At 45.8% G+C, this 11849-nt stretch carries 11 protein-coding genes; all 11 read left to right on the top strand.

Features of this window, described 5'->3' with window-relative positions; translation table 11 throughout:
* Positions 1–105 precede the first annotated feature (105 nt).
* The 11 genes from rpoC (at position 106) to rplB (ending at position 11793) form a co-directional block, all read left to right on the top strand.
* Complete coding sequence (gene rpoC / locus BM358_RS25550; protein WP_013312165.1) at positions 106–3720, top strand: DNA-directed RNA polymerase subunit beta'; 3615 nt, start codon at positions 106–108, stop codon at positions 3718–3720.
* 217 nt (positions 3721–3937) lie between these two features.
* Positions 3938–4189: a ribosomal L7Ae/L30e/S12e/Gadd45 family protein gene (locus tag BM358_RS25545; RefSeq protein ID WP_007432588.1), complete on the top strand. Its 252-nt coding sequence runs from the start codon at positions 3938–3940 to the stop codon at positions 4187–4189.
* A 144-nt stretch (positions 4190–4333) separates the two neighbouring features.
* Complete coding sequence (gene rpsL / locus BM358_RS25540) at positions 4334–4756, top strand: 30S ribosomal protein S12 (RefSeq protein ID WP_007432587.1); 423 nt, start codon at positions 4334–4336, stop codon at positions 4754–4756.
* Between the two features lie 51 nt (positions 4757–4807).
* A complete protein-coding gene (gene rpsG, locus BM358_RS25535; protein ID WP_007432586.1) occupies positions 4808–5278 on the top strand; it encodes a 30S ribosomal protein S7 in 471 nt (156 codons plus the stop codon).
* Positions 5279–5325: 47 nt separating this feature from the next.
* Positions 5326–7404 carry an elongation factor G gene (gene fusA, locus BM358_RS25530; RefSeq protein ID WP_023990559.1) on the top strand — a complete coding sequence of 693 codons (2079 nt, stop codon included), beginning with the start codon at positions 5326–5328 and terminating at the stop codon, positions 7402–7404.
* Positions 7405–7498: 94 nt separating this feature from the next.
* Positions 7499–8689: an elongation factor Tu gene (gene tuf, locus BM358_RS25525; RefSeq protein WP_028542619.1), complete on the top strand. Its 1191-nt coding sequence runs from the start codon at positions 7499–7501 to the stop codon at positions 8687–8689.
* Positions 8690–9027: 338 nt separating this feature from the next.
* Positions 9028–9336, top strand: a complete 309-nt coding sequence (rpsJ, locus tag BM358_RS25520) for a 30S ribosomal protein S10 (protein ID WP_005544556.1) — start codon at positions 9028–9030, stop codon at positions 9334–9336.
* A 32-nt stretch (positions 9337–9368) separates the two neighbouring features.
* The gene (gene rplC / locus BM358_RS25515) at positions 9369–9992 is read left to right on the top strand and encodes a 50S ribosomal protein L3 (protein WP_013312161.1); all 624 of its coding nucleotides are present in this window, start codon (positions 9369–9371) and stop codon (positions 9990–9992) included.
* Positions 9993–10018: 26 nt separating this feature from the next.
* Positions 10019–10642, top strand: coding sequence for a 50S ribosomal protein L4 (rplD, locus tag BM358_RS25510; protein ID WP_028542618.1), 624 nt, complete (start codon positions 10019–10021; stop codon positions 10640–10642).
* Entirely contained in the window at positions 10642–10932 is a 291-nt protein-coding gene (gene rplW / locus BM358_RS25505; RefSeq protein WP_013312159.1) for a 50S ribosomal protein L23, read from the top strand. Before rplD ends, rplW begins: the two co-directional genes overlap by 1 nt.
* A gap of 30 nt (positions 10933–10962) precedes the next feature.
* Positions 10963–11793, top strand: coding sequence for a 50S ribosomal protein L2 (rplB, locus tag BM358_RS25500; RefSeq protein WP_023990557.1), 831 nt, complete (start codon positions 10963–10965; stop codon positions 11791–11793).
* Positions 11794–11849: the final 56 nt, after the last annotated feature.

The raw sequence follows: 11849 nt of genomic DNA, 5'->3' as shown, positions 1-11849 counted from the left end.
ATACCTTGATCCATTCTAGAATGGATCAGGTTTCTTGATACCGCCCGGTGCTGCTGGGCGGTATCAAACCTAAAAACTCAGGATTTGGTTAAGGAGGGTTGCTCCTTGTTGGACGTTAACAATTTCGAATATATGAAAATCGGGCTTGCTTCCCCCGAAAAGATTCGTTCTTGGTCCCGCGGAGAAGTCAAAAAACCGGAGACGATTAACTATCGTACGCTTAAACCGGAAAAAGAAGGACTATTTTGCGAGAAAATTTTCGGACCTACGAAAGACTGGGAATGTCATTGCGGTAAGTACAAACGTGTACGCTATAAAGGTGTTGTCTGTGACCGTTGTGGAGTAGAAGTTACTCGCGCTAAGGTTCGCCGTGAGCGTATGGGCCATATTGAGTTGGCTGCTCCTGTATCGCACATTTGGTACTTTAAAGGCATTCCAAGTCGTATGGGTCTTGCTCTTGATATGTCTCCAAGATCTCTGGAAGAGATCATTTACTTCGCATCTTATGTTGTAACCGATCCAGGAGATACGCCTTTGGAGAAAAAGCAACTCCTGTCCGAGAAAGAATACCGTAGCTATCGTGAAAAATATGGCTATGGCTTCCAGGCAGGTATGGGTGCTGAAGCGGTTAAAAAGCTTCTTCAAGATTTGGATATAGACAAAGAGTTGGAATTCTTGAAAGAAGAGCTGCGTACAGCTCAAGGACAACGTCGTAACCGTGCAATCAAACGCCTTGAAGTTATTGAGGCATTCCGTAACTCCGGCAACCAACCGGATTGGATGATCATGGACGTACTTCCTGTTATTCCTCCTGAGCTTCGTCCAATGGTACAGCTGGATGGTGGTCGTTTCGCTACTTCTGACCTTAACGACTTGTATCGTCGTGTTATTAACCGTAATAACCGTCTGAAACGTCTGTTAGATCTAGGTGCGCCAGATATTATCGTACAAAATGAAAAACGGATGTTGCAGGAAGCTGTTGACGCCTTGATTGATAATGGTCGTCGTGGTCGTCCTGTTACAGGTCCAGGTAACCGTCCTTTGAAATCCCTCAGCCACATGCTGAAAGGTAAACAAGGACGTTTCCGTCAGAACTTGCTCGGAAAACGTGTTGACTACTCTGGTCGTTCCGTTATCGTTGTAGGTCCGTACTTGAAAATGTATCAATGCGGTTTGCCGAAAGAAATGGCACTTGAACTGTTCAAACCTTTTGTTATGAAAGAACTAGTGAACAAAGGTTTGGCGCACAATATCAAGAGCGCGAAGCGTAAAGTAGAACGTGTGAGTGCAGAAGTATGGGATGTGCTGGAAGAAGTAATCAAGGAGCATCCAGTTCTTCTGAACCGTGCCCCTACGTTGCATAGACTCGGTATCCAGGCGTTCGAACCGATTTTGGTTGAGGGTCGTGCGATTCGTCTGCATCCGCTCGTATGTACTGCATATAATGCCGACTTTGACGGTGACCAAATGGCTGTTCACGTTCCGTTGTCTGCGGAAGCTCAAGCTGAAGCTCGTTTGCTTATGCTAGCATCCGGCAACATTTTGAATCCGAAAGACGGCAAGCCAGTTGTTACACCTTCCCAGGATATGGTTCTTGGTTCTTTCTATCTGACTATGGATAACAAAGAAGAAGAAGGAAGCAATATGATCCTTCGCAACATGAATGAAGCTATATCGGCTTATCAACGCGGTACAGCTGGTCTTCATGCTCGTGTAGCTATTCCGGTTAAAGCTTTGAATAAAACGAGCTTTACGGAAAAACAACAGGAAGCGATGTTGATCACAACGGTTGGTAAAATTATCTTTAATGAAATTTTCCCGGCAAGCTTCCCGTACATCAATGATGCGACCCGTGCGAACCTGCTTTATGGTACTGCGGAGGAGTTCTTTGTTTACGAGAAGGGTGTAAATCTTACAGAAGCCATTCAAAACGCTCCGCAAGCTAACGGAGTAGGCAAGGATTACCTTGGTAATATCATTGCCCGTTGTTTTGAGACTTACCATACAACAGAAACAGCTGTAATTCTGGATAAAATCAAGCAGCTTGGCTTTACGTATTCCACTCGTGCAGGGGTAACCGTTGCTGTATCGGACGTAATCGTGCCGGTGGAAAAACAAGAGATTCTTAAGGGATCTGAGGACAAAGCGCAAGTTGTGACGAATCAGTATCGTCGTGGTCTGATTACGAATGAAGAACGCTATGACCGGATTATCGACATTTGGTCTAAAGCGAAAGATGATATTACCGAAGTATTGATGAAGTCCATGGATCGCTACAACTCTATCATGATGATGGTGGACTCCAAAGCGCGGGGTAACAAGTCACAGATTACTCAGCTCGGCGGTATGCGTGGTCTGATGGCCAATCCATCCGGACGTATTATCGAACTCCCAATCAAATCAAATTTCCGTGAAGGTCTGACAGTACTCGAGTACTTCATCTCCACTCACGGAGCGCGTAAAGGTTTGGCGGATACAGCCCTCCGTACGGCTGACTCCGGTTACCTGACTCGTCGTCTCGTAGATGTGGCACAGGATGTTATCGTGCGCGAAGAAGACTGCGGAACGGATAAAGGCTTCACAGTAAGTCGTATCCAGGACGGTAAAGAAGTGATTGAGGATCTCTATGACCGTCTGGAAGGTCGCTATTGCTTTGAAACGGTACGTCATCCTGAGACTGGCGAGATTTTGGCTAGACGTAACGAACTGATTGACTCCGACAAAGCTGAAGCGATTGTTAAAGCCGGTGTACACAAAGTTCAGATTCGTTCTGTACTAAGTTGCCGTGCTAAACATGGCGTCTGCAAGAAATGCTACGGTCGCAATCTGGCTACTGGTAAACACGTTGAGATTGGTGAAGCAGTTGGTATTATCGCTGCACAATCCATTGGTGAGCCAGGAACACAGCTTACTATGCGTACGTTCCACACAGGCGGCGTAGCGGGTGACGATATTACACAAGGTTTGCCTCGTATCCAGGAGCTTTTTGAAGCACGTAATCCTAAAGGTCAGGCAACTATTAGTGAAATTGACGGTACAGTTAAAGAAGTTCGCGAAGGTAAAGACCGCCGTGAGATCGACATTCAGGGTGAAGCTGAAACGAAAACATATTCAGTAACGTATGGTTCCCGCCTGCGCGTAAGCGAAGGTATGACTGTTGAAGCTGGGGACGAACTGACGGATGGTTCAATTGATCCTAAAGAAATGCTGCGTATTAAAGGTATTCGCGGGGTACAGAACTATATCCTTCAGGAAGTTCAACGCGTATACCGGAACCAGGGCGTGGAAATCAACGACAAGCACGTAGAAGTTATGATTCGTCAAATGTTGCGTAAAATCCGTATCATTGATGCGGGCGACACGATCTTACTTCCAGGCTCCTTTGTTGATGTCCATGAGTATGAAAATGCAAACAAGATAGCGATTCTCAGCGGTCAAGAACCAGCGGTAGCTAAGCCGGTACTGCTCGGTATTACCAAGGCCTCTCTGGAAACTGACTCCTTCTTGTCAGCAGCATCCTTCCAGGAAACTACTCGTGTCTTGACTGATGCAGCTATTAAAGGCAAGGTCGATCAGTTGCTTGGGCTGAAAGAGAACGTAATTATTGGTAAGTTGATTCCTGCGGGAACAGGTATGAACCGTTACCGTAGCGTGAAATTTGCCCAACCGGAAGAGGGGCAGTCTCCATCTGAGGAGCTCGAACCAATTTCGGCCGAGTAATATAAAAATAGTATGATTGCCGGAACACCGTAGACATAAGCTTTGCATAAAAGCTATAGCAGACGGTGCTCCGGTGTTTTTTCAAAAATGAATCGTACTATTCTGTTTAAATGGATTATAGTTTATAATTGTCTTGACATTACTTATAGTCAATGCTAATATAGCAAAGGTGCGTGAGCAGCCTATATGCTATTGGGTCTTTTCGGAGGAATGAGATATGTCTAAAGAACAGGGACTGCAAGATGCTCATGTCAAAATCGGTACCAAACAAACCATTCGTATGGTAGAATTGGGCTTTGCCTCAGAAGTATATGTGGCAGAAGACGCAGATCAGCGTCTCACTTCCAACATCATTGCTTTGTGCAACAAGCAAGGAGTCAAAGTGACTCTCGTAGACACAATGAAAAATCTCGGAGCTGCATGTGGGATTGAAGTGGGAGCCGCAATGGCTGCTATCGTAAAACAATAGGGTAAGGAACGTTTTTGTCTAAGGAATTGTTATTCTTGGCGGCAAAGACTTTTCATTTGTTCTTTTATGAACCGCCTGGGTCTGTGGGCTTAGATAAGGTTTGTAAAGTAACAGCAAAAATTGAGGAAGGGGGTGGCAACCAACATGCCAACTATTAACCAACTGGTTCGTAAAGGACGTCAAGCCAAAATCGAGAAATCGAAATCACCGGCTTTGCAAAAAGGTTTTAATGCCTTGAAACGTGAAGCTACCGACATCAGTGCCCCGCAAAAACGCGGAGTGTGCACTCGTGTAGGTACTATGACTCCGAAAAAACCAAACTCCGCACTTCGTAAATATGCTCGTGTTCGCTTGACGAACCGTGTAGAGGTGACTGCTTACATTCCAGGTATTGGACATAACCTTCAAGAACACAGCGTAGTGCTGATTCGCGGCGGTCGTGTAAAAGACCTTCCGGGTGTGCGTTACCATATCGTTCGCGGTGCTTTGGATACTGCAGGCGTAAACAACCGCATGCAAGCTCGTTCCAAATACGGCGCAAAACGCCCTAAAGCTAAAAAATCCTAATGAGATATAAACCGCATATGTCGGTTTAACATGTAAGAAAGGGGGATATCCATGCCACGCAAAGGTCCAGTTACCAAAAGAGACGTGTTGCCAGATCCGGTATACAACAGCAAGTTGGTTACCCGCTTGATCAACCGCATCATGCTCGACGGAAAACGAGGCGTTGCTCAAAGCATTCTGTACAATGCGTTCAAGCTTATCCAAGAACGTACGGGGAATGACCCGATGGAAGTTTTTGAAGCAGCTATCAAGAATATCATGCCAGTCCTGGAAGTTAAAGCACGCCGTGTCGGCGGTGCCAACTACCAAGTACCAATCGAGGTAAAACCAGAAAGACGTACGTCCCTGGGATTACGTTGGCTCGTAAACTACTCCCGCAACCGCGGTGAGAAAACCATGGAAGAGCGTTTGGCGGCTGAAATTATCGATGCTTCCAACAACACAGGCGCTTCCGTGAAAAAACGTGAAGACACGCACAAAATGGCTGAAGCAAACAAAGCGTTTGCTCACTATCGTTGGTAGGATTCAGCTCAAAAAAATAACTTCAATTTTGAAGGGAGACCCATTTCATGGCAAGAGAGTTCTCCTTGAAAAATACACGTAATATCGGGATCATGGCTCATATTGACGCGGGTAAAACCACAACAACAGAGCGGATCTTGTTCTACACAGGCCGTACGCACAAAATCGGTGAAGTTCACGAAGGCGCTGCGACAATGGACTGGATGGAACAAGAACAAGAGCGCGGAATCACGATTACTTCCGCTGCGACGACCGCTGCCTGGAAAGGTCACCGCGTCAATATCATCGACACCCCGGGGCACGTTGACTTCACTGTTGAAGTTGAACGTTCCCTTCGTGTATTGGACGGAGCAGTTGGTGTTTTCAGTGCGAAAGAAGGCGTTGAGCCTCAGTCCGAAACCGTATGGAGACAGGCTGATCGCTACGGCGTTCCACGGATTGCATATGTAAACAAAATGGATATCATTGGTGCCGACTTCTTGAATGTTGTCTCCGACATGCGTGATCGCCTTCAAGCGAACGCAGTTGCGATTCAATTGCCAATCGGCGCAGAAAATGATTTTACTGGTATTATCGATATCGTTGAACAAAAAGCTCATATGTACAAAGATGATCTTGGTCAAGATATCGAAGAAGTAGAAATTCCTGCGGAATTCAAAGATCAGGTTGAGGAACTCCGTAATGAATTGATCGAGAAGGTTGCTGAACTGGACGAAGAATTGACAATGAAATACCTGGAAGGCGAAGAAATTTCGGTTGCCGAAATTAAAGCCGCTCTCCGTAAAGGTGTTGTAGAAGTTAAAATCTTCCCAGTTATCTGTGGATCTTCTTACCGCAATAAAGGTGTTCAGCTGATGTTGGATGCTGTTCTCGACTATTTGCCGGCTCCTACTGACGTGCCAAGTATTCAAGGGCATTTGGAAGACGGTACGGAAGTTGAACGTCACTCTTCCGATGAAGAGCCATTCTCCGCATTGGCCTTCAAAATCATGACGGATCCTTACGTTGGTAAGTTGACATTCTTCCGCGTATACTCCGGTGTTCTTCAATCCGGTTCTTACGTATTGAATGCAACAAAAGGTAAACGCGAACGTATCGGACGTATTCTTCAAATGCATGCGAACAGTCGTCAAGAAATCACTGTAGTTTACTCTGGTGATATTGCGGCTGCCGTAGGTTTGAAAGATACAGGTACAGGTGATACACTGTGTGATGAGAAGAGTCCTGTTATTCTCGAGTCCATGAATTTCCCTGATCCGGTTATCGAAATCGCGGTTGAGCCTAAAACCAAAGCTGACCAAGATAAAATGTCTGTAGCTCTCGGTAAGTTGACTGAAGAGGATCCAACTCTTCGCGCTCATACTAACGAAGAAACAGGTCAAACCATCTTGGCAGGTATGGGTGAGCTTCACTTGGACATCATCATTGACCGTATGCGTCGTGAGTTCAAGGTAGAAACGAATGTGGGTAAACCACAGGTTGCTTACCGTGAAACGTTCCGTGCTCCAGCACGTGTCGAAGGTAAATTCGTTCGTCAGTCCGGTGGTCGTGGTCAATATGGTCACGTATGGGTTGAGTTCGAACCACTCGAACCAGGTACTGGTAGTCAATTCGAAAGTAAGGTAGTCGGCGGCTCTGTTCCTAGAGAGTACATCGCACCTGCTCTTGCTGGTATTGAGGAACAAATGAAAAACGGCGTTATCGCAGGCTTCCCGCTTGTGGACGTTAAAGCTACAATCGTGGACGGATCATACCATGATGTCGATTCCAATGAAATGGCATTTAAAATTGCCGGATCAATGGCGCTGAAAGCAGCGAAAGACAAATGTAAACCAGTTTTGCTTGAGCCGATTATGAAAGTTGAAGTAACGGTTCCTGAGGAATACATGGGTGACGTAATGGGTATGTTGAACTCCCGTCGTGGTCGGATTGAAGGTATGGATTCCCGTAGTGGAGCTCAAATCATTCGTGCGAAGGTGCCTTTGTCCGAAATGTTCGGATACTCGACTACACTTCGCTCCGGTACACAAGGACGCGGCGTGTTCTCTATGGAACTTTCTCATTATGAAGAAGTGCCGAAGAGCATTGCTGAAGAGATCGTTGCCAAAACCAAAGGCGGCGAGTAATACAATGTATCAGCTGACCGGTATACTTAAGGTTTTACCAAAAGGGCATCCGGCAGCCTAAAATAAAACAAGTTATTGAGGAGGAATTGTTCAAATGGCAAAGGCTAAGTTTGAACGTAACAAACCGCACGTTAATATCGGTACTATTGGTCACGTCGATCATGGTAAAACTACTTTGACTGCTGCAATCACAACTGTATTGTCCAAAACTTACGGTGGTGCTGCTGTAGCATTCGATCAAATCGATAAAGCTCCAGAAGAGCGCGAACGCGGTATCACAATCTCCACTGCACACGTGGAATATGAAACACCTAACCGTCACTATGCACACGTTGACTGCCCAGGTCACGCCGACTATGTTAAAAACATGATCACTGGCGCTGCACAAATGGACGGAGCGATTCTGGTTGTATCCGCAGCTGACGGCCCAATGCCGCAAACTCGCGAGCACATCCTGTTGTCCCGCCAAGTTGGTGTTCCTTACATCGTTGTATTCCTGAACAAATGCGACATGGTTGAAGACGAAGAGTTGCTGGAATTGGTTGAAATGGAAGTTCGTGACTTGCTGAGCGAATATGACTTCCCAGGCGACGACACTCCAATCATTCGCGGTTCCGCTCGTGAAGCTCTGCAAAACCCAGAGGGCGACTATGCTAAGAAAATCGTTGAAATGTTCGAAACAATCGACACTTATATCCCAACTCCAGAACGCGATACTGACAAGCCTTTCTTGATGCCTGTCGAGGACGTATTCTCCATCACTGGTCGTGGTACAGTTGCAACAGGCCGTGTAGAGCGTGGTACTGTTAAAGTGGGCGACGAAATCGAAATCATCGGTATTCAAGAAGAATCCCGTAAATCCGTAGTAACAGGCGTAGAAATGTTCCGTAAATTGCTTGACTCTGCTCAAGCTGGCGATAACATCGGCGCATTGCTTCGCGGTGTAGATCGTGCACAAATCGAGCGTGGCCAAGTATTGGCTAAACCAGGTTCTGTTAAACCTCATACAGAATTCTCTGCTCAAATCTATGTTTTGACTAAAGAAGAGGGTGGACGTCACAAACCTTTCTTCACTGGTTACCGTCCACAGTTCTACTTCCGTACAACTGACGTAACTGGTATCATTACTTTGCCAGAAGGTTCCGAAATGGTAATGCCTGGTGATAACATCACGGTTACTGTTCAACTGATCAACCCGATCGCTATCGAAGAAGGAACTAAGTTCTCTATTCGTGAAGGTGGACGTACAGTTGGCGCTGGTGCCGTAGCAACAATCTCCAAATAAGAAGGCTTTAGCCTTTAAATAGAGCAACAGTGTACTGGAACGAGTAACATTGTATTGGAACGAAGCTAAACGAGCCCCTGCCCTGGTGCGGGGGCTTTTCTCTTGGGAAAATCGCAAGCTGCGAACACAATTGTATCTTTTGAAAATAAGATGCATTGTTTTTTCGTTTTTGCTTGCAATAGGCAGAACTATTCGATATAATAACTAATGTTGTTTGTGACTGTGCGATGATGTGAGAGGTTACTGACACACCCGGCCCCTTTGCCATGGGAGGGCTGTCGGAAAATTTTCACGGAGTATGTCCGATACCAAATTGGGCGATAGAAGGAGGGACTAAAATGGCAAAGCAAAAAATTCGTATTCGTTTGAAAGCTTACGATCATAGAATTCTTGATCAATCCGCTGAGAAAATTGTTGAAACAGCTAAACGTTCGGGCGCAGGTGTATCCGGGCCAATTCCGCTGCCAACTGAAAAACAAATCATTACTATTCTCCGTGCGGTACACAAGTACAAGGATTCCCGGGAGCAGTTCGAAATGCGCACACACAAGCGTTTGATCGACATTGTTAACCCGACTCCACAAACTGTGGATGCCTTGATGCGCTTGGACCTGCCGTCCGGTGTAGATATCGAAATTAAATTGTAATATGTAATTAGGAAAAGAAATGAGGTGTCAACATGAAAGGTATCTTAGGAAAAAAACTCGGAATGACTCAAGTGTTTACCCCTGAAGGTAACGTACTTGCTGTTACGGTTATCGAAGCAGGTCCTTGTGTTGTTCTGCAAAAGAAAGATCTGGAAAACGATGGATACGAAGCTATCCAACTCGGTTTCTCTGATAAGAAAGAAAAAAGATCCAACAAACCTGAAGCAGGACATGCGAAAAAAGCAAATACTGCACCTAAGCGCTACGTTCGTGAACTTCGTGGCATCGACCTTGCTGCGTACGAGGTTGGCCAAGAACTGAAGGCTGATGTCTTCACAGAAGGCGAATTCGTTGACGTAACAGGTATTTCTAAAGGTAAAGGTTTTGCCGGCGTTATCAAACGTTGGGGACAAAGCCGCGGACCAATGGCACACGGCTCGCGTTACCACAGAGGTCCAGGTTCTATGGGTTCCATTCAAGCTAACCGCGTTCCTAAAGGTAAACACCTTCCAGGACACATGGGGCATGAAACGGTAACGATCCAACGTCTTGAAGTTGTTAAGATCGATACAGAACGTAATGTATTGCTCGTGAAAGGTTCCATTCCAGGACCTAAAAATAGCTTCGTTAAAGTATTAGAAACGGTGAAAAAATAAACAACTGAAGAAAGGAGGAACACGAAATGCCAAAAGTAGCACTATTTAATATTAGCGGCAGCCAAGTTGGTGAAATTGATTTGAACGACGCAGTGTTCGGTATCGAGCCGAATAAGCACGTTCTTCATGACGCTGTTGTTATGCAATTGGCTTCCCTGCGTCAAGGTACTCACAAAGTAAAAGGACGTTCTGAAGTACGTGGTGGCGGACGTAAACCTTGGAAACAAAAAGGTACTGGCCGCGCTCGTCAAGGTTCGATCCGTGCACCGCAATGGGTTGGTGGCGGTACTGTATTCGGTCCCACTCCACGCAGCTATGCTTACAAATTGCCTAAAAAGGTTCGTCGTCTGGCGATCAAATCGGCGTTGTCATCCAAAGTGATTGAGAATGAAATTATCGTATTGGACGCTCTTACACTGAACGGACCTAAAACGAAAGAATTCGCAGCCATTTTGAATAACCTTAAAGCTGATCGTAAAGCATTGATCGTAGCTCCTAGCTATGATGATAATGTAGCACTGTCCGCTCGTAATATTCCTGGTGTGAAGTTTGTAGCCGCAGACGGCATTAATGTTCTTGATGTGCTCGGACACGACAAACTGATCATTACGAAGGAAGCAGTTCAGAAGGTAGAGGAGGTGCTCGCGTAATGAAGGATCCTCGTGATATTATCAAACGTCCGGTTATCACCGAACGTACGGCTGGTATGATGAATGACTTGAAATACGTTTTCGAGGTTGACATTCGTTCTAACAAAGTCGAAGTTAAAAAAGCAATCGAAGCCATTTTTAACGTGAAAGTAAGTAACGTAAATACGCTTCGTGTTCCTGCAAAACCAAAACGCTACGGACGTCATTCCGGCTATACGAGCGAGTGGAAGAAAGCGTTCGTAACGCTGAGCAAAGACAGTAAGCCGCTTGAGTTTTTTGAAACGGTATAATTGAAACTGTAAAGTAAGGAGGGAAACTCAGTGCCAATTAAAAAGTATAAACCAACGTCCCCGGCCAGACGTGCTATGTCTGTATCTACTTTCGAGGAGATTACAACTAATCAGCCCGAGAAATCGTTGCTGGCACCTCTGAGCAAGCAAGCTGGACGCAATAACCAAGGTAAAATTACAGTTCGTCATCAAGGCGGCGGACACAAACGTAAATACCGTATTATTGACTTCAAACGTAACAAAGATGGAATACCGGGCCGCGTTGCTACGATCGAATATGATCCAAACCGTACGTCCAACATCGCACTTATCCACTATGTGGATGGTGAAAAACGTTACATCATCGCTCCTAAAGGTCTGAAAGTAGGAGACGAAGTGGTATCCGGTGCAGGTTCCGATATCAAAATCGGTAACTCCTTGCCATTGGAAAACATTCCAGTAGGTACGGTTATCCACAACATTGAATTGAAACCGGGTAAAGGTGGCCAACTCGTTCGCGCTGCTGGTACGGAAGCCCAACTTCTTGGTAAAGAAGAAAAGTATGTTACAATTCGTTTGTCTTCTGGTGAAGTTCGCCGCATTCTGAAAGTTTGCCGCGCTACAATCGGTTCTGTAGGTAACGAAGACCACGAACTGGTGAAAATCGGTAAAGCCGGTCGTAGTCGCTGGTTGGGACAACGTCCTGAAGTTCGCGGTGTTGTAATGAACCCTAACGATCACCCACACGGTGGTGGTGAAGGTCGCGCTCCAATCGGACGTAAATCTCCAATGTCTCCATGGGGTAAACCAACCCTTGGTTACAAGACACGTAAAAAAGGTAAAGCATCTGATAAGTACATCGTTCGTCGTCGTACTAAGTAATAAAACGTGCGCTTAAGTCGCACGTTAACATATTAAGGAACGACTACGTTTTAACG

The organism is Paenibacillus sp. cl130 (genome assembly GCF_900116035.1).
Classification (GTDB): domain Bacteria; phylum Bacillota; class Bacilli; order Paenibacillales; family Paenibacillaceae; genus Paenibacillus; species Paenibacillus polymyxa_B.
This window is presented reverse-complemented; position numbering and strand designations above follow the sequence as displayed.

Bases quoted from the DNA above. Each gene is read 5' to 3' on its own strand.
- BM358_RS25545 (WP_007432588.1), top strand. From the start codon at position 3,938: ATGTCTAAAGAACAGGGACTGCAAGATGCTCATGTCAAAATCGGTACC.
- rpsJ (WP_005544556.1), top strand. From the start codon at position 9,028: ATGGCAAAGCAAAAAATTCGTATTCGTTTGAAAGCTTACGATCATAGA.
- rplC (WP_013312161.1), top strand. From the start codon at position 9,369: ATGAAAGGTATCTTAGGAAAAAAACTCGGAATGACTCAAGTGTTTACC.
- rplW (WP_013312159.1), top strand. From the start codon at position 10,642: ATGAAGGATCCTCGTGATATTATCAAACGTCCGGTTATCACCGAACGT.
- rpsL (WP_007432587.1), top strand. From the start codon at position 4,334: ATGCCAACTATTAACCAACTGGTTCGTAAAGGACGTCAAGCCAAAATC.
- rpsG (WP_007432586.1), top strand. From the start codon at position 4,808: ATGCCACGCAAAGGTCCAGTTACCAAAAGAGACGTGTTGCCAGATCCG.
- rplD (WP_028542618.1), top strand. From the start codon at position 10,019: ATGCCAAAAGTAGCACTATTTAATATTAGCGGCAGCCAAGTTGGTGAA.
- tuf (WP_028542619.1), top strand. From the start codon at position 7,499: ATGGCAAAGGCTAAGTTTGAACGTAACAAACCGCACGTTAATATCGGT.
- fusA (WP_023990559.1), top strand. From the start codon at position 5,326: ATGGCAAGAGAGTTCTCCTTGAAAAATACACGTAATATCGGGATCATG.